This is a genomic window from Acidovorax sp. GBBC 1281 (genome assembly GCF_028473645.1).
Taxonomy (GTDB): Bacteria; Pseudomonadota; Gammaproteobacteria; order Burkholderiales; family Burkholderiaceae_C; genus Paracidovorax.
In genome coordinates, this window is the sequence record NZ_CP097269.1 from 4,797,501 (window position 1) to 4,819,299 (window position 21,799).

At 62.8% G+C, this 21,799-nt stretch carries 26 protein-coding genes (1 of these 26 running past the window's edge); 4 read left to right on the forward strand and 22 right to left on the reverse strand.

What is annotated here, in order from left to right; translation table 11 throughout:
- On the forward strand, positions 1-426 hold the end of the coding sequence (locus tag M5C96_RS22420; RefSeq protein ID WP_272565363.1) for an ATP-binding cassette domain-containing protein. It extends 1,464 nt beyond the left edge of the window; the window shows 426 of its 1,890 coding nt (coding positions 1,465-1,890); its start codon lies off the left edge, out of view; its stop codon occupies positions 424-426.
- Positions 427-452: 26 nt separating this feature from the next.
- Here the strand turns inward: M5C96_RS22420 and M5C96_RS22425 are convergent, their stop codons facing one another.
- The 7 genes from M5C96_RS22425 to M5C96_RS22455 form a co-directional block, all read right to left on the reverse strand.
- On the reverse strand, positions 453-1,565 hold the full coding sequence (locus M5C96_RS22425; protein ID WP_272565365.1) for a protein-glutamate methylesterase/protein-glutamine glutaminase: 1,113 nt from the start codon (positions 1,563-1,565) through the stop codon (positions 453-455).
- A gap of 23 nt (positions 1,566-1,588) precedes the next feature.
- A complete protein-coding gene (gene cheD / locus M5C96_RS22430; RefSeq protein ID WP_272565367.1) occupies positions 1,589-2,350 on the reverse strand; it encodes a chemoreceptor glutamine deamidase CheD in 762 nt (253 codons plus the stop codon).
- A 25-nt stretch (positions 2,351-2,375) separates the two neighbouring features.
- Entirely contained in the window at positions 2,376-3,266 is an 891-nt protein-coding gene (locus M5C96_RS22435; RefSeq protein WP_272569819.1) for a CheR family methyltransferase, read from the reverse strand.
- 103 nt (positions 3,267-3,369) lie between these two features.
- The gene (locus tag M5C96_RS22440; RefSeq protein ID WP_272550831.1) at positions 3,370-3,861 is read right to left on the reverse strand and encodes a chemotaxis protein CheW; all 492 of its coding nucleotides are present in this window, start codon (positions 3,859-3,861) and stop codon (positions 3,370-3,372) included.
- Positions 3,862-3,892: 31 nt separating this feature from the next.
- Entirely contained in the window at positions 3,893-6,052 is a 2,160-nt protein-coding gene (locus M5C96_RS22445; RefSeq protein ID WP_272565368.1) for a chemotaxis protein CheW, read from the reverse strand.
- A gap of 39 nt (positions 6,053-6,091) precedes the next feature.
- Positions 6,092-6,454, reverse strand: coding sequence for a response regulator (locus M5C96_RS22450; protein ID WP_092745705.1), 363 nt, complete (start codon positions 6,452-6,454; stop codon positions 6,092-6,094).
- A gap of 52 nt (positions 6,455-6,506) precedes the next feature.
- Entirely contained in the window at positions 6,507-6,953 is a 447-nt protein-coding gene (locus M5C96_RS22455; RefSeq protein WP_272565370.1) for a hypothetical protein, read from the reverse strand.
- A 166-nt stretch (positions 6,954-7,119) separates the two neighbouring features.
- Between M5C96_RS22455 and M5C96_RS22460 the strand changes: the two genes are divergently transcribed.
- Both M5C96_RS22460 and M5C96_RS22465 read left to right on the forward strand, forming a co-directional pair.
- Complete coding sequence (locus M5C96_RS22460; protein ID WP_442867335.1) at positions 7,120-8,241, forward strand: ATP-binding protein; 1,122 nt, start codon at positions 7,120-7,122, stop codon at positions 8,239-8,241.
- Complete coding sequence (locus M5C96_RS22465; protein ID WP_272565372.1) at positions 8,238-8,867, forward strand: response regulator; 630 nt, start codon at positions 8,238-8,240, stop codon at positions 8,865-8,867. The genes M5C96_RS22460 and M5C96_RS22465 overlap by 4 nt, the downstream gene beginning before the upstream one ends.
- A gap of 12 nt (positions 8,868-8,879) precedes the next feature.
- On the opposite strand, the gene fliR is transcribed toward M5C96_RS22465, so the two are convergent.
- From fliR to fliF, 13 genes are all read right to left on the reverse strand, one after another.
- Entirely contained in the window at positions 8,880-9,650 is a 771-nt protein-coding gene (gene fliR / locus M5C96_RS22470) for a flagellar biosynthetic protein FliR (protein ID WP_272565373.1), read from the reverse strand.
- Complete coding sequence (gene fliQ / locus M5C96_RS22475; RefSeq protein ID WP_272565375.1) at positions 9,647-9,916, reverse strand: flagellar biosynthesis protein FliQ; 270 nt, start codon at positions 9,914-9,916, stop codon at positions 9,647-9,649. Before fliQ ends, fliR begins: the two co-directional genes overlap by 4 nt.
- A gap of 9 nt (positions 9,917-9,925) precedes the next feature.
- A complete protein-coding gene (fliP, locus tag M5C96_RS22480; protein ID WP_272565376.1) occupies positions 9,926-10,702 on the reverse strand; it encodes a flagellar type III secretion system pore protein FliP in 777 nt (258 codons plus the stop codon).
- Positions 10,695-11,054: a FliO/MopB family protein gene (locus M5C96_RS22485; protein WP_272565378.1), complete on the reverse strand. Its 360-nt coding sequence runs from the start codon at positions 11,052-11,054 to the stop codon at positions 10,695-10,697. Before M5C96_RS22485 ends, fliP begins: the two co-directional genes overlap by 8 nt.
- A gap of 13 nt (positions 11,055-11,067) precedes the next feature.
- A complete protein-coding gene (gene fliN, locus M5C96_RS22490) occupies positions 11,068-11,514 on the reverse strand; it encodes a flagellar motor switch protein FliN (protein WP_272565380.1) in 447 nt (148 codons plus the stop codon).
- Complete coding sequence (gene fliM / locus M5C96_RS22495) at positions 11,504-12,508, reverse strand: flagellar motor switch protein FliM (RefSeq protein ID WP_272565382.1); 1,005 nt, start codon at positions 12,506-12,508, stop codon at positions 11,504-11,506. The genes fliN and fliM overlap by 11 nt, the downstream gene beginning before the upstream one ends.
- A gap of 18 nt (positions 12,509-12,526) precedes the next feature.
- On the reverse strand, positions 12,527-13,108 hold the full coding sequence (locus M5C96_RS22500; protein ID WP_272565383.1) for a flagellar basal body-associated FliL family protein: 582 nt from the start codon (positions 13,106-13,108) through the stop codon (positions 12,527-12,529).
- A 257-nt stretch (positions 13,109-13,365) separates the two neighbouring features.
- Positions 13,366-14,769, reverse strand: a complete 1,404-nt coding sequence (gene fliK, locus M5C96_RS22505; protein ID WP_272565385.1) for a flagellar hook-length control protein FliK — start codon at positions 14,767-14,769, stop codon at positions 13,366-13,368.
- Between the two features lie 2 nt (positions 14,770-14,771).
- Positions 14,772-15,245 carry a flagellar export protein FliJ gene (gene fliJ, locus M5C96_RS22510; RefSeq protein WP_272565386.1) on the reverse strand — a complete coding sequence of 158 codons (474 nt, stop codon included), beginning with the start codon at positions 15,243-15,245 and terminating at the stop codon, positions 14,772-14,774.
- Between the two features lie 10 nt (positions 15,246-15,255).
- Positions 15,256-16,614: a flagellar protein export ATPase FliI gene (fliI, locus tag M5C96_RS22515; protein ID WP_272569820.1), complete on the reverse strand. Its 1,359-nt coding sequence runs from the start codon at positions 16,612-16,614 to the stop codon at positions 15,256-15,258.
- Positions 16,615-16,699: 85 nt separating this feature from the next.
- Positions 16,700-17,428 carry a FliH/SctL family protein gene (locus M5C96_RS22520; RefSeq protein WP_272565388.1) on the reverse strand — a complete coding sequence of 243 codons (729 nt, stop codon included), beginning with the start codon at positions 17,426-17,428 and terminating at the stop codon, positions 16,700-16,702.
- Complete coding sequence (fliG, locus tag M5C96_RS22525; protein ID WP_272565391.1) at positions 17,412-18,407, reverse strand: flagellar motor switch protein FliG; 996 nt, start codon at positions 18,405-18,407, stop codon at positions 17,412-17,414. Before fliG ends, M5C96_RS22520 begins: the two co-directional genes overlap by 17 nt.
- A 51-nt stretch (positions 18,408-18,458) precedes the next feature.
- Positions 18,459-20,141: a flagellar basal-body MS-ring/collar protein FliF gene (gene fliF / locus M5C96_RS22530; protein WP_272565393.1), complete on the reverse strand. Its 1,683-nt coding sequence runs from the start codon at positions 20,139-20,141 to the stop codon at positions 18,459-18,461.
- Between the two features lie 171 nt (positions 20,142-20,312).
- Here fliF and fliE point away from each other — a divergent pair, with 171 nt between their 5' ends.
- On the forward strand, positions 20,313-20,621 hold the full coding sequence (fliE, locus tag M5C96_RS22535) for a flagellar hook-basal body complex protein FliE (protein ID WP_272565395.1): 309 nt from the start codon (positions 20,313-20,315) through the stop codon (positions 20,619-20,621).
- Between the two features lie 323 nt (positions 20,622-20,944).
- On the opposite strand, the gene M5C96_RS22540 is transcribed toward fliE, so the two are convergent.
- Positions 20,945-21,244 carry a flagellar protein FliT gene (locus tag M5C96_RS22540; RefSeq protein ID WP_092745692.1) on the reverse strand — a complete coding sequence of 100 codons (300 nt, stop codon included), beginning with the start codon at positions 21,242-21,244 and terminating at the stop codon, positions 20,945-20,947.
- A gap of 2 nt (positions 21,245-21,246) precedes the next feature.
- The gene (fliS, locus tag M5C96_RS22545) at positions 21,247-21,672 is read right to left on the reverse strand and encodes a flagellar export chaperone FliS (protein ID WP_272565397.1); all 426 of its coding nucleotides are present in this window, start codon (positions 21,670-21,672) and stop codon (positions 21,247-21,249) included.
- Between the last annotated feature and the right edge of the window lie 127 nt (positions 21,673-21,799).

Genomic DNA, 21,799 nt, shown 5'->3' on the forward strand with positions numbered 1-21,799 from the left:
GATCGGACCTTCCTTGACAATGTGGTGACCAGCACCATTGCGTATGAAGGAAACGGGCTCTGGCGGGAATACGAGGGCAGTGTTCAAGACTGGCTGACCCAGTCCCGGCGCAGTGGGCTGCTCAATCCCACGTCTTTGCCCCCATCCAAGGCGGCAGTTGAGCGCAATGACACAGTGGACGTAGAGGCAAAGTCATCACATCTTCCCAAGAAGAAGTTGAGCTACAAAGAGCAACGGGAGCTTGAACAGCTCCCAACTCAAATTGCCACACTAGAGACAGAGCAACAGTCAATCCAGTCAGCACTGGCTGACGGTTCCTTATATGCCAAAGATGGGGCCCGAGCTGCCGCCCTCCATGCAAGAGAGGGAGAGATCGAAAATCAACTGATGATTGCGCTAGAGCGCTGGACCGCTTTGTCGTCCTAACGCCCCGTCTTATTACGCACTGATACCTAGATGCGATGGTGCAATCGATCGGTTGCACCACGCAGCTTGGCGATCAAAGCCGGTGCAATCTGCGTCAAAGGCAAAACCTCATCTGCAGCGCCATGTGCAATGGCCTCCCGGGGCATACCGAAAACGATGCAACTTGCCTCGTCCTGCACATAGTTGTAACTGCCAGCATCCTTCATCTCGCGCATCGCGGAGGCACCATCATTTCCCATGCCGGTCAGCATGATGCCGAAAACGTTACGTCCCGCTACCCCCGCGGCCGACTTGAATAAGACCTCCACCGACGGCTTGTGCCGATTGACAGGAGGACCATCATCCACCACGGCCACATAGTTGGCTCCGCTGCGTGCAATATGAAACTGCTTTCCTCCGGGCGCTATGTAGGCATGGCCAGGCAAGATGCGCTCTCCGTTGGCCGCTTCTTTCACTGTGATTTGGCACAACCCATTGAGCCTGGCGGCGAAGCTGGTGGTGAAACCTGGTGGCATGTGCTGAGTGATCACGATCGCCGGTGAGTCTGCTGGCATCTGCATCAGCACTTCGCGGATGGCCTCTGTTCCACCAGTGGATGCACCGATGCAAATCAGCTTTTCCGTCGACAAGCGGCCCAACAATGTGGTCGTATGCGTCGGAGCATGTCCCCCCTCTACAGAACCAGTTGTTGGAGAGTGCGGACGGGTCGGGCTCAGCACCGGCGCTCTTCGGACCTGTGCGACAGCGGCCACCCGAATCTTCTCAACGATCTGAGTCGCCAATTCATTCAGGCCACTGGACAGGCCGACCCGGGGTTTGGCAACAAAGTCAACCGCTCCCAGTTCAAGCGCCTTCATGGTGACTTCAGCCCCCCTCTCCGTGAGCGTGGAAATCATCACCACGGGCATAGGCCGAAGGCGCATCAGGCGCCCAAGAAAATCAATCCCATCCATGCGCGGCATCTCGACGTCCAGGGTAATGACATCGGGGTTCATTTCGCGAATCATTTCGCGCGCAATCAAAGGGTCGTTGGCGGTTCCAATGCACTCCATGTCTCGCTGGCGATTGATGATTTCGGCCAAAAGACTGCGCACCAACGCCGAATCATCCACAACGATCACCCGGATCTTCCTGCTCATTCCCTCATGTCCTTGTTCATTTCTCAAAAGAGGTCCACTGATCCGCCGGCAGTCGCTTTGGCAACCGTCGCAGCGTTGCCGCGAACTTCCTGCTCCACCAATGTCTCTGGATGCGCATGGGCGAGCCGCTTCACCATCGCTTTTCCTGTCACCGGAAAGAAAACGACTTTGCGTGGATAGATATCGAGCACGTCTTCCGAAACAATCGGGATACGCTCTGTCTGGAGATAGTTGAGCACAAAGTTGGTGTTGCGCTCACCCACATTCATCGTGGTGAAGTTATGCATCACCTGTGCCCCACCAAATATCTTGGCCTGCATGCTTTCCCGGCGAGCTCCAAGTTTCAGCATTTCGTTGATCAGCAACTCCATGGCATACGAGCCATAGCGGCCGGATACATCGGAGGAATCGCCATCGGGGAGCATGAAGTGATTCATACCACCGACCCGGCTACGGCTGTCCCAAAGGCAAGCGGCAATGCATGAGCCGAGCACGGTCATGATCACCAGATTCTCATCCGAGACGAAATATTCCCCGGGAAGCACTTTGACCGCATTGTGCTGAAAATGATGATCAAAAAAGAAGAATGAGGCTTCTCCCGGCCGGCGCGCTTGCGCCTTGAGCTCCGGCAATGTTGATTGCTTTGCTGCGGAGGCTGGAGTGCCAGTGTAAATATCGGCACTGAGCGGCGCAATTCGCGGTGCACGACGCCGCTCTACCGTTCCACCATAGGCGGACGGCGGTGCGCCAGACGGAGGGGGAAAGCCAGGGCGGGTATTGGTCATGTGGGCTCTTGCAGAAGACTATCGGTCAACGGCGCTCATACACGGTCTTGCCGCGCAAAGTGAAAAGGTCACGGGACTCGCTGAAGTTTTCAGCATGCCCGACAAAAAGCATGCCGCCTGGTTTCAACACACGATGGATGCGCTCCAGTACCTTGCGCTGGGTGGGGGCATCGAAATAGATCATGACATTGCGGCAAAACACGACGTCGAACGGCTCCCGAAAAGGCCAGTCATCGCGGATGAGATTCACGCTGAGGAAATCGATGCTTCGGCGCAACTCAGGTTTGGCACGCGCAAAACCGGCATTCGACGCCTTGCCCCGCAAGAAGAATCGCTGAAGGCGCTCCGCACTCAACCCCTTCACACTGTCCAGCCGATACACCCCCTCTGCTGCCGTTGCCAACACGCGGGAGTCGATATCGCTGGCCGTCAACTTGAACGAACCGTTACTGCTCAACGACTCCATGGCCGTCATCACGATGGAATATGGCTCTTCCCCAGTGGATGCAGCGTTGCACCAAACACTCCACGGACCCGCAGGCCGTGTACGCAGGAGATTGGCCAGAATCTCAAAGTGGTGCTGTTCGCGGAAGAACGCCGTCAGGTTGGTCGTGAGCGCGTTCACGAACTCCTGCCACTCCGGGCCATCATGGGTTTCCAGCCAGCTCAGATATTCATGAAAGCTCGTATGCCCGGTATCGCGCAACCGCCGCGACAAACGGCTGTAGACCATTGCATGTTTGCCATCGTGCAAACTGATACCAGCCCGCTGATAAATGAGCGCCTGGACACGTGAAAAATCTGCGTTGGTCCAGACGAATTCTCGCCCTTGGGCCAAGGGTCCCGATGAAGGCGAAACCGCTGGTGATTCCGCCACGCCTCGTGCAGGAGGGAGAGGACTGGAGGTCTGGCGCATGTTGCTTTTCACTTCGAGAGGTCGGTGGTTCACAGGCCAGCGGTTACGGATACAGCCACGTCGATTGATCTCTAAGCCGTTGCGTGGCGGCGAGGTGTCGGCCTCATTCGTTGGCAGAAACCAAACCCATGTCCATACTGGCCATGAGCTTCTCGATATCCAACAGGATGAGCATGCGCTCACCCACCGAGCCCAAGCCGACGATGCAGTTGGTGTCGATGGTGCTCTCCACCTCCGGGGCAACGCGGATCTGGTCCGAGTTCAGTTCCATGACGTCGCTCACCGAGTCCACCACGATCCCGACAACCCGGTTTCGCAGATTCAGGATGATGACCACCGTGAAGCTGTTGTATTCCGCTTTGGAACAGCTGAATTTCAGCCGCATGTCAACGATAGGAACAATGGTGCCGCGCAGATTCGTCACGCCCTTGATGAAGTCTGGTGCATTGGCGATGCGTGTCGGCGGCTCATAGCCTCGGATCTCCTGCACCTTCAGGATGTCGATCCCATACTCCTCTTGATCCAGCCGGAAAGTCAAATACTCCCGGGCGCCAGAGACAGTCGCTTCATTGGTTTTTTCCATCACTCCAGCCATAGGGCTCTCCTTATATCAACGGGTCGCGGGCTCAGTGGCGAGCGCGCCGCACCAAAGCACCTGTGTCCAGGATGAGTGCCACAGTTCCGTCCCCGAGAATGGTGGCGCCGGACACATTGGGCACTTTGCGATAGTTGGTTTCAAGGTTCTTCACGACGACTTGGTGTTGGCCTAGCAACTCATCCACCAACAATGCGACCCGGCTACCGTCCGCCTCAACCACCACCATGATGTTGCTGGACTTGCTTTGATCCAGGCGAGGGACCTGGAATGTTTTCTCCAGGGCGATGACCGGCATATATTCATCCCGCACCTTGACCAATTGAGATCCTTGCGCGACCGTATTGACATCATCGGGATTGACCTGGAACGACTCCACGACAGAAGACAGCGGAAGGATGTAGACCTCTTCTCCCACTCCTACCGACATGCCGTCCATGATCGCCAGCGTCAGCGGCAACCGCACGGACACGCGCATGCCATACCCTTCGGCAGAGTCGATTTCCACCGACCCGTTGAGTGCAGCGATATTCCGTTTCACCACATCCATACCGACCCCACGCCCGGAGACATCGGTCACTTCATCGGCTGTGGAGAAGCCTGGCGCGAAAATCAGGCCCCATACATCTGCGTCGCTCATCTGATCGGAGACATCCAGCCCCCGCTCTCTGGCTTTTCGCATGATTTTCTCGCGCGAGAGTCCTCGACCATCGTCACGTACTTCAATCACGATGGAGCCGCCTTGATGCGAGGCGGACAACGTGATCGTTCCATGCTCGGACTTCCCTGCAGCAAGCCGGTCAGCAGGCATTTCAATGCCATGGTCGCAGCTGTTCCGAACCAAATGCGTCAATGGGTCGGTGATTTTTTCGACCAAGCTCTTGTCCAGTTCGGTGGCCTCACCCAAGGTGACCATCTCGACTTTCTTGCCCAGCTTGTTGGCCAAATCTCTGAGCATCCGCGGAAAGCGGCTGAACACGATCGACATGGGAATCATGCGGATCGACATCACGGACTCTTGCAAATCCCGGGTGTTGCGATCCAGATCGGCCAACCCCGCCAGCAACTGCTGATAAGCCCCCGCGTCAAGGCCGCGGCTGTTCTGCGCCAACATGGCCTGGGTGATTACCAATTCGCCGACCAGATTGATCAACTGGTCAACCTTGTTCACTGCCACACGAATGGTGGTGGACTCCATCTGCGCTTGGCTGACCGCTTTGGGCTCCGCAGCGCGGGCTGCGGCTGCAGGCTGCTTGGCAGACGGGGCATCCGACACATTTGCAACGGCCACCTCCGTCCGATCGCTCGGCATACCAGGAGACCCATTGAAGAATCCATAGGGTGCTTCCGTGGACACCTCGCCCGCTTGCAGCAGGGCTGCTTCCGGATCAGCTTCCACACTGGCCGAACCGTCTTCTGCACCGATCCTGACCTGGTCTTTCGACACATGGAAGGCGAACAGATCCAGCAGGTCATCGTTGGTGGAAGTGGTCTCGACCGCGAACAGCCGGACACCCTGCTCGTCAGAAGGGACGTCGCGAATGGAACCGAGGCCGGGAATATCGCGGAACAATTCCTTGATCGCGTCAGCCTGCTCCAAACGCTCCAGCGGACCGATACGGATCTCGAGAGCGCGCGCGCTGCCCGGTGCGGCTGCCGCAGCGGGAATGGATGGGGCAGGCGTGACCGGAGCTGGCGCAGGCACAGGAGCAGGCGCTGGCGGCGGGGGGGGCGGCGCCACGGCCGCCACAGGTTCGGCAGGAACATTGCCGGCAGCCAATTCACTGATTCGGCGAACCAGTTCCGCAGTAGATACGGCTTCGCCCTGGCCTCCCGCCTGGTGCCTTGCGAGCAGACTGCGGGACGCATCGGCAGACTCCAGCAGCACATCCACCATTTGGGGAATGGGCTGCAATTCATGGCGCCGCAAGCGGTCCAGCAGCGACTCCATTTGATGGGTCAACTCTGCAACATCGGAGAACCCGAAGGTCGCAGCCCCTCCCTTGATGGAGTGCGCGCAACGGAAAATACCGTTCAATTCTTCGTCATTGGCCGCACTCAGATCCAGGTCCAGGAGCATGTGCTCCATCTGGTCCAGGTTCTCGCCCGCCTCTTCGAAGAAGATCTGATAGAACTGACTGAGATCGAAGTCCGCGCCACCGCCCGCGCCTTCTTGATAGGTATCCGCCATTAGGGGCTCCAGTACTTAGGTTATCTGCACGCGATGGCGTTAGCGAATGACTTTTTGAATCACTTCGATCAAGCGGTTCGGATCGAAAGGCTTGACGAGCCAGCCCGTGGCGCCCGCGGAACGTCCCGCCTGCTTCATCTGGTCGCTCGACTCGGTCGTGAGGATCAGAATGGGAATGGTCTTGAACCGGGGATGCTCACGCAGCTTGCGGGTCAGGCCGATTCCGTCGAGTCTTGGCATGTTCTGGTCGGCCAACACCAGATGGATATCGTGGGTTTCGGCCTTTTCGAGCGCGTCTTGCCCGTCTACCGCCTCCACCACGTGGTACCCCGCCCCGGTCAGGGTGAAGGACACCATCTTTCGCATGGACGGTGAATCATCAACGGCAAGAATCGATTGCATGTAGGGCTCCACTCACTTGAAATATATAAGGTAACCAGTTACGGGCGCGGGCTCAGAACAGGTCGATTGATCCTGCATCCATTTCGCTCTGCGTGACAGGATTGGGACGGTCGGGGGCCATTTCAGCGAAGGGCGCGGCTTCTTCGCCCTCTTCGGTACCCATGGCTTCGGAGGCAAGGCGAAAAGCGCATCCTTGGAGCACCTTCGTGGTGTGCCAGATCAGTTGGGAGGCCATGTCCTGGAATTGCAGTTCAGTGACGGCACTGCGCAGTGCCGTCCGCAGCGCGGCGAGTTCCGCCGAATCGCCGACCACATCGTCGGTCAACGCACCGTTGGCTTCGCCGAAGCGTGCCAGCAGATTGTCGGTCGCATGGCTGAGCAGGCCTTCCAGTCGGTGCAGATCATGCATGACGACCAACAAGGAGTCTTGCAATTCTGCAGCAACCATGACTGGCACTTGAACCCCTGGGCCGCCAGGGCTAGTTAGCGTAGATTGCATCGTTTCTCCAGAACTGCAAGCGGCTGCAGGGCAAACAAATTCCAATTCGGCAAGACGCTGGTGGCGGAATCCACTGGCAAAGACGTCCCATGCAAACCATTCTCTCGGCTTTCCTCGATCACCGCCGCACGGGACAAACACCCTTGTTTGTTCCAATATGTATCCTATGATAGCGTTCCCCATGCCATCAGGAGTAACGGATCGACCCTTGCGCATCCTGCATTTAGAAGATTCTGTAGCGGATCATGAGTTGGCTTGCATTACGTTGCGCCGCGCCAACGTGGTGTATGAAATCCACCACGTGGACACACTGACATCGTTCATAGAGCAACTCGATGCAGAGCCTTTCGATCTGATCCTTGCGGACTACCGCCTGCCTGGCTTCACTGCGCTGGACGCTTGGAGTGTGGTGGCGCAGCGGGAGCCCCATCCGCCCTTCGTATTGCTTTCCGGTGCCATCGGCGAGGCGGCAGCGGTGGATGCGATGCGGCTGGGCATTGCGGACTACCTTCTCAAAGACGACATGGCGAGGCTGCCGCACGTCATTGACCGCGCCATCGAAGTGCACGAGGCTCGGCGCGCGAGGGAGAAAGCCACGGCCGATCTGGCTGCGTCCGAACGGCGACTGGCAGAACTCACCGAGCATTTGCAAAGCTCGATCGAAAAAGAACGGGCCGCCATTGCCCGCGAGATCCACGATGACATTGGCGGTGCATTGAGTGCCGTGCGCTTCGATGTGGGCTGGATCAGCCGGCATGCCAAGGACGACGGGACGCAAGCCCACGCGGCGGCCGCCACCGAGATGCTGCAGCACGCCATCGAGGCGAGTCAGCGCATCATGATGAATCTGCGCCCACCCATCCTGGACCAGGGCCTGGTGGCCGCCGTGCAATGGCTGGCGGAAAGTTTCGAGCGGCGCACCGGCATTCCCACCCGGGTGCACACGAGCAAGGACACAATCCACGTGGACGCAGCCATTCAGCTGGTGGCTTACCGCACGGCGCAGGAAGCCCTGACCAACGTCTTCAAATATGCCGAAGCGCGACAGGTTGGCGTCGACCTGTCGGACAGCGAGGGGGTACTGACACTGGAAGTCACCGACGACGGACGGGGCATGGAGCCTGCCATGCGGGAGAAGCCCAAATCATTCGGTCTCAAAGGCCTTCAAGAACGAGCGCGCACCGTGGGAGGATGGCTCGACATCAGCAGCCATCCCGGCCGCGGAACCGCCGTCATCCTGTCGGTGCCGCTGACACCCCAAAACATTTCAGAGGAGGAGGCACCATGATCCAGGTCGTGCTGTGTGATGACCATGCGGTCCTGCGAAGGGGCATCCGTGACACGCTCTCGGAGGCACCGGACATTCAGGTGACGGGCGAGGCCGGTGGCTACTCCGAGCTGAGGGAGGTATTGCGCACCGCGCCTTGCGACGTGCTGCTGCTCGATCTCAACATGCCCGGTCGCAGCGGCCTGGAAGTGCTCGCCAGCCTTCGCGAGACGGACTCCGCCGTCAAGGTACTGGTCGTCTCGATGTATCCCGAGGATCAATATGCGCTGCGGTGCCTGCGCGCGGGCGCACAGGGCTATGCCAACAAAGCAGGCGACCCGGTGGAGTTGATCGAAGCCGTGCGCACCGTGATGAAAGGCCGCAAGTACCTCACTCCGGAGGTAGCGCAGATGCTGGCGGACAGCCTGGCGCAGCCGAGTCCCGAGTTGCCCCACGAGGCGTTGTCGGAGAGGGAACTGCAAACCCTGGTGAAGATTGCGTCCGGCAAACGCCTGTCAGACATCGCGGAAGAACTGATGCTGAGCCCCAAGACGGTCAGCGTCTACCGGTCCCGCGTGTTGGAAAAACTCAAGCTCACCAACAACGCGGAACTCACGGTGTACGCCATTCGCAACCAGTTGGTCTGAAGGCCTGGCCGCCTAACGCTGTGAAGCGAAAAGATCGATGGATTGCTGCATCAGCGCCATGACGGGCTGCTCGAGCATGGGCAGGGTCGCCGCAATGCCCAGAAGGCCTACGGTCAGCGTCACGGGAAAACCCACCGCATAGATATTCATCTGCGGCGCCACGCGCGAGATGATGCCCATGGCCATGTTCACGAACAGCAACAGGGCAATCATGGGCAAGGCAATCCAGAGGGCACTGGAAAAAAGCGAAGCGCCCAGATCATGCAGTCGCAACTGGCCCAGGGCCTGCATGAAATGGCCATTCACAGGAAAGCTGTCGAAACTTTTTACCACTGCCATCAACACCATCAGGTGGCCATTGATGACCACAAAAAGCAGCATGGCCATGTGCCCGAAAAACCGGGCCACGGCACTCACCTGTGTGTTGCTGGAGGGATCGAAGAACGATGCGAAGTTCAACCCCATCTGCAGGCCGATCACCTCGCCCGCCAGTTCCACCGCCGTGAACACCAGGCGCACCGCAAAGCCAATGGCGGCTCCCACGGCCAGTTGCTGGGCCACGGCACCCAGTGCCTCGCGCCCGTTGATGTTGATGATGGGCTGATCCGGCAGGGCGGCCTGCGCGCAAACCGAAATGAGGAAGGCCAAGCCGATCTTGGCCCGCATCGGGATCACGCGCATGGAGAACACCGGCGCCACCATGAACATGGCCAGGATGCGCAGGAAAGGCCAGAGGATCGGTGACAACCAAGCCACCAGTTGGGCCTCTGAAAACGTGATCACGACACGACCGACGGGATGGATTCGATGGTTCTGCGGATGAAGTCCACGAGCGAAGTGATCATCCAGGGGCCGGCAATGGCGAACACCACCATGGCGGCAATCAGCTTGGGCACGAAGGCGAGCGTGGCCTCATTGATCTGCGTGACTGCCTGAAAGATGCTGACGAGCAGCCCCACCACCATGACCACGCCCAGCACCGGCATCGAAATCATCAGCAGCAAAGTCAGGGCATCTCGCCCCATCGTCAAAACCATTTGCGAGGTCATGCGCGCTCCTCAGGTGGCGAAACTGGCGGCCAGGGAGCCGATCAGCAGATTCCAGCCGTCCGCCAGCACGAACAGCATGAGCTTGAACGGCAATGCGACCAGCACAGGCGACAGCATCATCATGCCCAGGGACATCAGGATGCTGGAAACCACCATGTCGATGACCAGGAACGGAATGAAGATCATGAACCCGATCTGGAACGCGGATTTGAGCTCGCTGGTCACGAATGCCGGCACCAGCACGCGCAGGGGCGCGGTTTCCGCCGTGGCCCCTGCATCGAGCTTGGCCAGGCGGGCAAACAGGGCGAAGTCGGATTGGCGCGTCTGCTTGAGCATGAAGCCGCGCATGGGGGCCTCCGCCCTCTCCAGCGCCTGCTCGAACGTGATGGTGTTCGCGGTGTAAGGCACGTAGGCGTCCTGGTACACGCGATCGAAGGTGGGCCCCATCACGAAGAACGTGAGAAACAGCGACAGCCCCACGATCACCTGGTTCGGAGGTGCCGACTGGGTGCCAATGGCCTGGCGCAGCAGTGACAGCACGATCACGATGCGGGTGAAGCCCGTCATCATGAGAAGCACTGCCGGCAAAAATGACAGGGCCGTGAAGAACAGCAGCGTCTGAATGGGCACCGAAAAGCTCGCGCCCGCGTTGCCCGAACCGACCAGCACGGGCAACGAACCCGGTGCCGCTTGTGCAAGTGCCGCCGGAGCGAAAACCGTGGCGGCAACCGCCAACGCCCACCCGCTCCAGGCGCACCCGCTCCAGGCGCACCGGCGATCAGCCATGGGGCGCCTCTTGCCCCCGCAACCTGGCTGCGGCCACCTCATCGGCAAAGGACGGCGCAGGAATCGCGCCCCGAGGCGCTCCGGCAGACACGGAAGGGTCGATCACATGCAGGCAACGGATCTGCTGCGCCGTGACCCCCAGGACCAGCCAGGTCCGCTGGTGCTCCGGCCCCACTTCCACCGTGATCACGCGTTGCTGTGGCCCGATGCCCACGGTGGAGACCACCTTGGACGCAGCGCTCGCCGCCGCTCCCGGCCCGCCGCCCTGGCGTTGCTGCATGCGCCGGATCCACCAGGGCAGCGTAGCAATGGCCGCCACGAAGAGCACGACGATGACCAGCGTCTGCGTCATGTTGCCGCCCGCGCTATCCACGGCTGACCCTTCGCAGGCGTTCCGACGGCGTGACCACATCGGTCAGGCGGATACCGAACTTGTCGTTCACCACCACCACCTCGCCCTGGGCGATGAGATAGCCATTGACCAGCACATCCATGGGCTCGCCGGCCAACGCGTCCAGTTCGACCACCGAGCCTTGCGCCAGTTGGAGGATGTACTTGATCGGCACCTTGGTCCGGCCCAGCTCCACCGACAGCTGCACCGGAATGTCCAGCACCATGTTGATGTCGTTGACCGGAGAGTCCGAGTTGGCCGAAAAAGGCCGTACCGGGTCGCCAGCCAGGGGGCCACCCTGGTCCGCAGCAGGCTCGTCCGTGCGCTTTTGCTCTTCCAGCGCCTCGGCCCAGCCGGCAAACGGATCGTCCGCGCCAGCGTCGTTGTTGTCGTTGTTGTCGTTGTCGCCTTCAGTTGACATTCTTTTCTCCCAGCCAGCTCAGATCGGAATTGCGCAGGCATTCCTCGATCCGGATGGCGTATTTCGCGTTGTGCGTGCCGTACTGGCACTCAAAAATGGGCACGCCTCCAATGGAGGCACGGATGCGGGGTTCACGGTCGAGTTCGATGAAATCGCCGGGCTTCATGGCCAGCAACTGCTCCACCGTGGCATCGGCCTTGGCCAGTTCCGCCACCAGCGTCACCTCGGCAGCCTGGATTTCCCGCGTGAGCACGCGCACCCACCGGCGGTCCACTTCGATGGAGTCGCCCTGCGTGGATGAATACAGCACATCGCGGATGGGCTCCAGCGTGGCATAGGGCATGCAGATATGAATCGCGCCGGACAGATCCCCGATTTCCAGTTGGAAAGCCGTGGAGACCACGATTTCGCTGGGGGTCGCGATGTTGGCGAACTGGGGCTGCATTTCCGAACGCTGGTACTCCAGTTCGAGCGGATAGATGCCGTGCCATGCCTTCTTGTATTCGGCGCAGATCACATCGACCAGGCGGTTGATGACCCGCTGCTCCGTCGGGGAAAAATCCCGCCCTTCGATGCGGGTCTGGAACTTGCCGACGCCGCCATACAGCGTATCGATGATGCCGAACACCAGGGACGGCTCGCACACGATCAGCCCGCTGCCACGCAGCGGACGGATGGCAACGATGTTGAAGTTGGTCGGCACCGCCAGCTCGCGCAGGAAAGCGCTGTAACGCTGCACCGACACTGTGCCCACCGAGATTTCCGGGCTGCGCCGGATGAAATTGAACAGGCCGATGCGGAAGTTGCGCGCGAACCGCTCGTTGACGATTTCCATCGTCGGCATCCGGCCGCGCACGATGCGCTCCTGGCTGGAGATGTCGTAATTGCGGACCGCTCCGGTCTCGGCCACTTCCTCGACCGACTTCTGGCTCTCACCCGTGACACCCTCCAAAAGGGCGTCGACCTCTTCCTGCGACAGAAATGAATCACTCATGGCAGTCTCCTGTCGCCGTCACTGGATGATGAAACTGGAGAAAAGGACTTGCCGCACAGGATTCGTATCGGCGGCAGGCTTGGCACGCGGTGCCTCTTCTTCGTCCTCTACCTCCTGGCTGGCGGGGCGCTTGCGGGGCTTGGGCACCGTGTATCCCAAGGGCTTGGAGACTTCGCGCCGGATGTCGGTCGCCAGTTTTTCCTTGCCTTCGCGGCCCAGCAGCTCCTCGGAGGTGCGCTGGGACACCAGCATCAGGATGGCGCTGCGGATGCTCGGCAGGTACAGCTTGACCTGCTCCGCCGTTTTCGCATCGGCCAGTTCCAGCGTGAGGCCGATCTGGGCGAACCGCTCTCCACCCGTATCGGCCAGGTTCACGACCATGTTGTCGATGGGCAGGAAGGTGGGCGCCACCTTGGGCGCTGCCGGGGCGTGGGGGCGGGCCTCTGCGCCCTCCTCGTCTTCGGCATGGCTGCGGCTGCTCATGATGAACCAGGCCGCGCCTGCACCAGCGATGACCAGCAGGGCAACGACCACACCGATGATGAGCATCTTCTTGCTCTTGGCCTTGGGCGGCGCTGCGGCGGCAGGATTGGCAGACACGTTGGGATTCCTTGCGCAACAAATTCAGGACAGGGCGGCACAGCAAGGGCCGCACAGGCGGCACACCTCACTCGATGTCCCCATTATTGGGCGTCCCGGCTTTCGATAATAGCCAGAATAAAAGCCCAAAACCATGGCTTTCAGCCTCCTAGGGCTGCGCGCCGTCCAGAACCGATGCGGGATGTCGGCCCACCCGGGCCTGCCGCCTCCGGCCCTTCTTCGGCCAGGTGCGCCAGGATGCCCAGGCAGGCTTGCGTTCAGGCAAAGACGTCCAACGCGCGGGCGGAACCCGAAGGGCTCTTCACGGCCAAGCCCGCTCCCGAGCCCACGCCGGCGGCAGCCTGCACCTGGGCATGCCGTGCCGGTCCGTCGCGGTCCGAAGCCGGGCGACGGCCATCACTGCCCGAAGCCCCGGCCCCGTTGCTGCCCGACTGCCCCACGGTGACACCGGACAACTCCAGCCCCTCGCTGCGCAACAGATCCCGCAGTTGCGCCGCGCTGGAGTCCAGCCATTCGCGGGTGTTGGCTTGGTCGCTGCGGAACGTGACATGCGCCTCGTTGCCCGACAGCGACACCATGACCTCCACCGGCTGGCCTTCCCGATCGATGGTGAGTTCGGCGTTCTGCGTTTTCTGGTGCACCCAGTACGCGACCTGCTCGGCGATCTGGTCCTCCACGCCCACCTGGGAGGGGTCGGCCAGCACCCCTGTGCCATCGGTCGCCACCGGTGCGTCGCTCAGGGAAAAGCCCATTCCGGACTCGGCCCCGGGCCCGCCACCCCGTGAGGATGGACCATCGGAGGCCCCTGACCCCGCGCCACGCTCCGACGAGCGCAAGGCCACCGCTTCGGCCAGTGCGCCAGCGACCGGCGCAGCCGCACCCAAGGCATCCTGCGGTGCCCGCGCCAATGCCGACACCCCGGCGGCGCCCGCTCCATCGCGCCGATCCGGTGCCATGGCGGCGACCGCTGCGGTCAATGCACCAGGCATCTCTGCCGAAGCCGACTTCTTGTCTTCCTTGCCCAGCGCATTGCGCAGGGCCGCAGCGCCCGTGCCCGCCGTGGACGGATCCACGCCCAAGCCAGCAGCGGAGGAGCCCGCCACCGCAGAGAGACGTGCCTGCAGGCCCTTGTAAGGGGTGGTGCCAGAGGCCACCAGAGCAGCCGCAGCCGTATCGGACAGATCCGTTGCGCGGTCCATCCAGGCCGTTTGACCGACCAGGCTGCCAGAGTCCATCAGGCCGCTGAACCCATTGGCCCAGGCGCCTGTGCCGGCGTTGTCGCCCAGCACCCGGCCCAGCGGTTGGCCCAGCACCCACTGCTGCGCACCGCCCTGCGCCGGGAGCTGCCCCTGGCCCTGGATGGGCACCTGGGTGGACAGCTGACCGCTTTGCAGCGCCGCCAGCGCGGCAGGGTCCAACGGCAATGCACCGGCTTCGCCGGCCTGCAGCCAGGGGGCCTGGGCCGCGCCGGGATCGGCCTGCAGGATGTCTGCAGTGCCGTCCCCGAGTGCGGTGGTGTCCATGGCGGCCAGCAGCAGAGAGAAGCCGCCCTGCCCCGCACCCTGCTGCGTGGCATCCTGCGCCGCGCCGGCTTTGCCGGCGGCGCGCGCGCCGCGCGTTTCGTGGGTCGTGTGCGAGCTGTTGATGCGTGTCGGTTCCATGTTCACCACTCCTGCGGCCCCTGCTGGCCCTGGGTTGCATTTTCCTTGCCGAATTGCAGCGCAGCGCGCTCATCGGTTTGCTTCTGATCGCGGCGCGCCTGGAGCTTGTCCATCTCGCTCCGCCGTTTTTCGACCACTTTCTTCAGTGCCGCCAGCCGCAACTCGGCCGCCAGCACGGCACGGGTGGCATGCTCCACGCGCCCGGCCTGATCGCCCACCACCCCGGTCTGCAGGCCGACCGCATGGGCGAGCCGGTCCATGAACTGGTAGTGGTGGTACATGACTTCGGGCTTGACGGTGGTGTCGGCCTGCGCCCCCCAGCGTCCCTGGGTTTCCAGCGCGTAGCCTTCCAGTTGCTGCAGTTGCGCTTGCGACGCCTGGCGCGCGCGCTGCGCGTCCTGCAGCACCTGCCGCGCCTCGTCGCGCTTGCGCTCGGCCATTTCGACGGCCACCAGAAAAGCATTCAGCGAAGACATGGTCGGCCCATCAATGGTTGAGCACCGCGCCCATGAAGCCCAGGCTTTCGCCCATGGGCGCCGCTTCGAACATGTTCTGCTGCAAAAAGTCCGCCATGGCGGGCTGCAGCCGGATGGCTTCGTCCAGCGCCGGGTCGGAGCCGCTCATGTAGGCGCCCACCTGGATCAGGTCACGGCTCTTCTGATAGCGCGAATACACCGCGCGGAACCGCCGGGCCAGTTCGAAATGCTCCCGCGACACCACGTTGTGCATCACGCGCGAGGCCGACTGCTCGATGTCGATGGCCGGAAAGTGCCCCGTTTCCGCCAGCGCGCGGGACAGCACGATGTGCCCGTCCAAGATGGCGCGCGCCGCATCGGCGATCGGGTCCTGCTGGTCATCGCCTTCGGACAGCACCGTGTAGAAGGCCGTGATGGAGCCCACCCCGTGCAATCCGTTACCGCTGCGCTCCACCAGGGCCGGCAGTTTGGCAAAGCAGCTGGGCGGGTAACCCTTGGTGGCGGGCGGCTCGCCAATGGCCAGCGCGATCTCGCGCTGCGCCATGGCATAGCGGGTGAGCGAATCCATGAGCAGCAGCACGTGCTTGCCCTTGTCGCGAAAGTGCTCCGCAATCGCCGTGGCGTACGCGGCGCCTTGCATGCGCAGCAGCGGCGGCGCATCGGCCGGCGCCGCCACCACGACGGCGCGGCCCCGGTCTTCCTCGCCGAGGATGTCTTCCACGAATTCCTTGACCTCGCGGCCACGTTCGCCGATCAGGCCGACAACGATCACATCGGCCTGCGTGTAGCGCGCCATCATCCCCAGCAGCACGCTCTTGCCCACGCCGGAGCCGGCGAACAGCCCCAGGCGCTGGCCGCGCCCCACGGTGAGCAGGGCGTTGATGGCACGCACGCCCGTGTCCAGGGTCTCGCGCACGGGATCGCGGTCCATGGCGTTGATCTGGCGCCGGTCCATGGGCTCGGAGTTCACGTTGACCACGGCACCGCCATGGTCCAGCGGAATGCCCTGGGAATCGACCACGCGCCCCAGCAACCCGTCGCCCATCGGCAACCGGAGCACGCCAGCGGCCGGCGATGGCCGGGCGTCCTCGCCCAGCCTCGGCTGGGGCACATATGCCGCCGCAGGCACCACGCTGGCCCCGCTGGACAGCCCGTGGATGTCACCCGCCGGCATCAGGAAAGCGCGGTCGGCCGAGAACCCGACGACCTCCGCCAGCACAGGCTCGTGGCCGGGCATCTGCACCATGCACTGCGACCCCACGGGCACGCGGATGCCCACGGCCTCCAGCACCAGCCCCGTCAATCGGGTGAGCGTGCCGCAGGTTTCCAGTGGGGCGCCCTGTGCCACGCGGGCCCGCGCATCCGCCATGAAACGGCCCCAGGCCGTGTCCGCCGGGCTCTGGACATCGGCCTCGATGGGTGCATCCGGCAACAGCGAGGTTTCAGGGAGGGTGTCAGCCATGGGCCTTCTCCCCTTCGGCATCCCAGGCGGACGCCAGGCCCAGCGCGGCGATCGCACGCTCCCAGCGCCGGCCCAGCGAGCCATCAATCACCGTCCCGGCCGACTCCACGAAGCAATCGCCTGCGGCCACGGCCGCATCGGGCAGCCACTGCACCTTGGCCCCCGCATAGGCTTCGCCCAACGGTTTTTCAAGCACCTCCCAGTCGGCGGGGTTCATGCGCACCGTGGCCGGGCGGCCTTCGGCAATCAGCATGCCCAGGGCTTCGCGCACCACGGGCAGCAAGGCCTGCGGCTGGCTCGACAATTCCTGGCGGATCACCTGGCGGGCGATGTCGCAGGCCAGCTGCAGCACTTCCTGCGCGACATGCTGCTGCATGTGGACGAGGCTGGCCTGGGCCGCCTGCACCACCTGATCCATCCGCTGCGCGACCTCCTGGCCCTGGCCGGCGATGTAGTCGTCCATGCGCTGCTGCCACTCCAGTCCGGCTTTTTCCTCGCCATGGGCTTGGCCCTGCTCGAAGCCCTCCTGCCGCGCCGCTTCCAGGGCGCTCAGGTGCGTGGCCTCGTCGAAGACGACCGGAAGGGGTTCCGGCTCGGGCTCCGGCACGGGGGGCAGCAAATCCGACCCATCCACGGCGCCGAACTGCCACTGGGTCACCTCCCCGACCTCTTCGCTGGGGATGAACCGCGTGTAGCTGCGCGGGTTATACGAATGCGTCATCACCGCCGCCTCCGATCACGATCTGGCCTTCATCCGACAGGCGGCGAACAGTCTTGAGGATTTCCTTTTGCTGGGCTTCGACTTCGGACAGCCGCATCGGGCCACGCGACTCCAGGTCTTCGCGCATGGCCTCGGCGGCGCGTGACGACATGTTGGCCAGGAATTTCTCGCGCAGCTCGGGCACGGCGCCCTTGAGCGCCACGATGAGCGTTTCGGACGCCACTTCCTTGAGCACGGTCTGAATCGCACGGTCGTCGAGCTTGGCCACGTCGTCGAAGACGAACATCTTGTCCATGATCTTCTGGGCCAGGTCGGGGTCGTAGCCCCGGATCGACTCCAGCACCACGCTGTCCATGTTGGAGCCCAGCAGGTTGATGATCTCGGCCGCCGCCTTGACGCCGCCCAGCGAGCTCTTGCGGATCTTGTCGCCACCCGCCAGCACCTTGAACAGCACCTCGTTGAGGTCCTTGAGCGCGGTGGGCTGGATGCCTTCCAGCGTGGCCACGCGCAGCAGCACCTCGCTGCGCTGGCGGTCGGTGAGCTGCATCAGCACGGCTGCGGCCTGCTCGGAATCCAGGTGCACCAGAATGGCGGCGACGATCTGCGGGTGCTCGTTGCGCAGCAACTCGGCCACCGACAGCGGGTCCATCCACTTCAGGCTTTCTATGCCGGAAACGTCACCGCCCTGGAGAATCCGGTCGATCAGCAACGCGGCCTTGTCGTCGCCCAGCGCGCGCTTGAGCACCGACCGCACGTAGTTGCTGGTGTCAGACACCAGCAGGCTCTGCGCCGCGGCGTCGCCGGAAAAGCGGTTGATGACCGAATCGACCTTCTCGCGCGAAACCGAGCGCATGCGGGCGATGGTTTCGCCCAGTTTCTGCACTTCCTTCGGCGACAGATGCTTGAAGACCTCGGCGGCTTCCTCTTCGCCGAGGGACATCAGCAAAATCGCAGCATCGTTCAGGCCTTGGTCATCCATGGAAAGCTCGTGGTTTCATGCGTCGGTGGGAAATCATCGCACGGCGCCGCGTCACGACTCGCCGTTGACCCACGTCTTGAGGATATTCGCCACGGCCATCGGGTTCTCCTTGGCCAGCACACGGGCCTCCTCCAGGCGCAGTTGCTCGGGCGTCTGGGCGACCTCCTCGGGCTTGGACGGCGCGGCCAGCGCCGGGCGCTGCGGCTCTTCCGCCTCGATGGCGTCGAGCTGTCCGCCCTGGGCCACCGGAATCGCCCGGGGCTTGCCCATGCCCTTGATGGCGGGGCGCACCAGGCCGAGCAGTACCATGGCCGCGAACAGGGACATACCCACGGGCCAGCCCAGGCTCTTGGCCAGCTCGATCATCTCGGGCTGCTTCCACAGCGGCAGGTCCACCACCGGCGCGGAATCGACCAGGAACGGCGTGTTCATGAGGTTCACCGAGTCGCCACGCTCCTTGTTGAAGCCGATGGTTTCGCGCACCAGCGCCGTCATCTGCTCCAGTTGCTCGGGCGACAAGGCCTTGTTGGTGGGCGCCTTGCCCGCGGCTTCGGCCACGGCCTGGTAATTCACCACCACCGCCGCGCTCACGCGCTTGAGGGCGCCGCTGCCGCCGCGGGTCACGCGGACGGTCTTGTCCACTTCGTAGTTGGTGATGGATTCGCGCTTGCTGCCCGTGCCCTGCGCGCCCTGCTGACCAGCGGCCGTCGGTGCGGGGTTGGCGCCGTTGATGGGCGCGGTCGAAGGCTGGGGCGGCTGGTTGCTGGTGGCGCCGGGCACGCCGCTGGGGGGCTGGGCGCCCTGGGTGCCGGCGCTTTCCACGACCTGCTGGCTGCGCACGGCGCTGGCGTCGGGCGTCTGGTTGGGGCGATGCTGCTCAGAGGTGGATTCGGTCTGGCTGAAATCGACCTCGGCCGTGACCTGCGCCTTGACGTTGTTCTTGCCCACCACCGGCTCCAGGATGTCCAGAATGCGGCGCGTGTACTGCTGCTCGATCTGCTGCACGTAGCTCAGCTGCTGCGCGTCCACCCCCGAACCGGCGGCCGTGTCGGGGGATTGCGACAGCAGCTTGCCGGTGTCATCCAGCACGCTCACGGCGGAGGGCGACAGCTCCGGCACGCTGGAGGCCACCAGGTGCACGATCCCGGCCAGCTGCGTGCGGTCCAGGAAACGGCCGGGGAACAGGCTCAGCAGCACGGACGCGGAAGGCTTTTGCTGCTCGCGGAAAAAACCGTTCTGGTTGGGCAGTGCCAGGTGCACGCGTGCGCTTTGCACCGAAGACAGCGCCTGGATCGAGCGGGTCAGCTCGCCCTCCAGGCCACGCTGGAAGTTCAGCCGCTCCTGGAACTGGGTGACGCCGAACCGGTTCGTCTCCATCAGCTCGAAGCCCGTCACCGAGCCCTTGGGCAAGCCCTGGGTGGCCAAGCGCAGGCGCACGTCGTGTACGCGCTCGGCCGGAATCAGGATGGCCCCGCCGCCCTCGGCGTACTTGTAGGGCACGTTCATCGTGGACAGCTGGGCCACGATGGCGCCGCCGTCCTTGTCGCTCAGATTGGCGAACAGCACCCGGTAGTCCGGCTGGCGGCTGAAGACCACCGCGGCAACCACGGCAGCGATCAGCAAGACCATGCCTGCGCCCAGGCGCATCCGCTGGCCCCGTTCGAGCGCGGAAAACCGCTGCATCCACGAGGGGTTGGCGGGACTGATGACAGGGACTTCAGCAACTGCGGACATGGTGCTTTCCAAAAGGTCCGACCCGGCAGAGGGTTGGCGTGGGGCGATTATTGGACGAGCCCCTTGCCGACGTAGCCGAGATAAGGCCGTCGTTTCACCATCTATTCCCCAGGATGGCGCGGCGCCGGCCCCCTAGGATTGCACCATCCCGCCATTCCTTCGGACACAGCCATGGACCTCCGCATATCAAGCCCTACCACGCCACTTGCAGGCGCTGGCCTTGCGCGCCGTGCCGCGGCACCGCAGGACTCGCAGGAAGTGGGGTTTTCCTCGGCGCTCAAGGGCGCGCTGCAGTCGGTCAGCGCCTCCCAGAACCGAGCGGCCGACCTGCAAAAGGAAGTGCAGATGGAAAACCCGGCCGTGAGCCTGGAAGAAACCATGGTGGCGATCCAGAAGGCCCAGATCGGCTTTCAGGCCACGCTGCACGTGCGCAACCGCATGGTTCAGGCCTACACCGACATCATGAACATGCAGGTTTGACGCCAGCCCGCAACATCCAACCCATCATTTGCTATTATTTTTATAGCTTAATGCCCTAGTGCTTATTGCACTGGAAGGCCATTTGACTGGTAATACCTTGCACCGCTGCGGTTGATACAGCGACGCCGCATGGGCTTTCGATTCCCTGCACCGCCCACATCAAACCCTCTCGGCGGCGGCGATCCTGAAAACAACACGGCCGAAGGCGCACTGCGCGCCAGGCATGCCGGCTTGCCGTTCGTTGCGCTGCGCTGCGCTGCGCGGTGGCGCCGGGAGGCACTGGCCGGGCAGACAGCCCGGCGAAGGGCGGGCCCCGCCCCTCCTCAATGCATCATCTGCGGCTGGCGCTCCAGCAAATGCTCGAACTGCGACAGCCAGGGTTCCGCCAGGCAGCGGATCTGGGCATCGTTGCTCAGGATGCGCTGCATGATGCGCGTCTTTTCCCGGCGGTGCTCCGGCAACAGATCGTGCTCCTGGGCCTTGAATCGCAGTTGCTCGATGAGCACCGCGCAGGCGCCTTCATAGCGAACCACGCCGTCCCAATCCTTGAGCTTGGCAGCCTCCAGCATCTTGGCACTGCTGTCTTCGATGGCTTTGTAGTAATCGATGAGCATTTCAGACATTCTTAGTTTCTCCCACCGGAGGCCGAAGGACGGCCGCCGGCACCGATCTCGCCCCAACCCTGCGCCACCGGCACGATCAGGTTGACCACTTCTTCCACCAGAGTGACGTCGTTGCGCAGGTTGGCCATGGTGAGCCGGCCCACGCAGTAGTCATACAGCGCACGGAGATTCGCAGCCAGCTCACCACCCTGGGCGGGATTGAGCGCTCCCTTGAGGCCCTCTTCGATGATGCGCACGGCCTTGCCGAGTTGACGGCCCTTTTCCTCCACATCGCCGCGCTGCATGGAGCCGCGGGCCGCGTTGAGCGACTGCACCAGGCCATCGAACAACATCTGGATCAATTGATGGGGCGAGGCGCCATCCACACTGGATTGCACACCGACCTGCCGATAGACCGAGGCGGCGCGGGAACTGACTGGCGTGTACATCGAGAACTCCTTCATGCTACTTACATTCAATATCGGCAGATCAAGAAGGAACTCAAGGACATTTACGAGGTGTTTTGGCGTTCTGGCAGGGTGGCGCAACGGCGAGTGACCCAGGGTTCAGGCCAGC

Bases quoted from the DNA above. Each gene is read 5' to 3' on its own strand.
- M5C96_RS22540 (WP_092745692.1), bottom strand. From the start codon at position 21,244: ATGTCTGAAATGCTCATCGATTACTACAAAGCCATCGAAGACAGCAGT.
- M5C96_RS22435 (WP_272569819.1), bottom strand. From the start codon at position 3,266: ATGCGCCAGACCTCCAGTCCTCTCCCTCCTGCACGAGGCGTGGCGGAA.
- fliF (WP_272565393.1), bottom strand. From the start codon at position 20,141: ATGTCCGCAGTTGCTGAAGTCCCTGTCATCAGTCCCGCCAACCCCTCG.
- M5C96_RS22450 (WP_092745705.1), bottom strand. From the start codon at position 6,454: ATGCAATCGATTCTTGCCGTTGATGATTCACCGTCCATGCGAAAGATG.
- fliK (WP_272565385.1), bottom strand. From the start codon at position 14,769: ATGGAACCGACACGCATCAACAGCTCGCACACGACCCACGAAACGCGC.
- M5C96_RS22460 (WP_442867335.1), top strand. From the start codon at position 7,120: ATGATAGCGTTCCCCATGCCATCAGGAGTAACGGATCGACCCTTGCGC.
- M5C96_RS22440 (WP_272550831.1), bottom strand. From the start codon at position 3,861: ATGGCTGGAGTGATGGAAAAAACCAATGAAGCGACTGTCTCTGGCGCC.
- fliI (WP_272569820.1), bottom strand. From the start codon at position 16,614: ATGGCGGATGCGCGGGCCCGCGTGGCACAGGGCGCCCCACTGGAAACC.
- fliN (WP_272565380.1), bottom strand. From the start codon at position 11,514: ATGTCAACTGAAGGCGACAACGACAACAACGACAACAACGACGCTGGC.
- fliM (WP_272565382.1), bottom strand. From the start codon at position 12,508: ATGAGTGATTCATTTCTGTCGCAGGAAGAGGTCGACGCCCTTTTGGAG.
- M5C96_RS22520 (WP_272565388.1), bottom strand. From the start codon at position 17,428: ATGACGCATTCGTATAACCCGCGCAGCTACACGCGGTTCATCCCCAGC.
- fliJ (WP_272565386.1), bottom strand. From the start codon at position 15,245: ATGTCTTCGCTGAATGCTTTTCTGGTGGCCGTCGAAATGGCCGAGCGC.
- fliP (WP_272565376.1), bottom strand. From the start codon at position 10,702: ATGGCTGATCGCCGGTGCGCCTGGAGCGGGTGCGCCTGGAGCGGGTGG.
- M5C96_RS22485 (WP_272565378.1), bottom strand. From the start codon at position 11,054: ATGACGCAGACGCTGGTCATCGTCGTGCTCTTCGTGGCGGCCATTGCT.
- fliQ (WP_272565375.1), bottom strand. From the start codon at position 9,916: ATGACCTCGCAAATGGTTTTGACGATGGGGCGAGATGCCCTGACTTTG.
- fliG (WP_272565391.1), bottom strand. From the start codon at position 18,407: ATGGATGACCAAGGCCTGAACGATGCTGCGATTTTGCTGATGTCCCTC.
- cheD (WP_272565367.1), bottom strand. From the start codon at position 2,350: ATGACCAATACCCGCCCTGGCTTTCCCCCTCCGTCTGGCGCACCGCCG.
- M5C96_RS22425 (WP_272565365.1), bottom strand. From the start codon at position 1,565: ATGAGCAGGAAGATCCGGGTGATCGTTGTGGATGATTCGGCGTTGGTG.
- M5C96_RS22455 (WP_272565370.1), bottom strand. From the start codon at position 6,953: ATGCAATCTACGCTAACTAGCCCTGGCGGCCCAGGGGTTCAAGTGCCA.
- M5C96_RS22465 (WP_272565372.1), top strand. From the start codon at position 8,238: ATGATCCAGGTCGTGCTGTGTGATGACCATGCGGTCCTGCGAAGGGGC.
- fliE (WP_272565395.1), top strand. From the start codon at position 20,313: ATGGACCTCCGCATATCAAGCCCTACCACGCCACTTGCAGGCGCTGGC.
- fliS (WP_272565397.1), bottom strand. From the start codon at position 21,672: ATGTACACGCCAGTCAGTTCCCGCGCCGCCTCGGTCTATCGGCAGGTC.
- M5C96_RS22445 (WP_272565368.1), bottom strand. From the start codon at position 6,052: ATGGCGGATACCTATCAAGAAGGCGCGGGCGGTGGCGCGGACTTCGAT.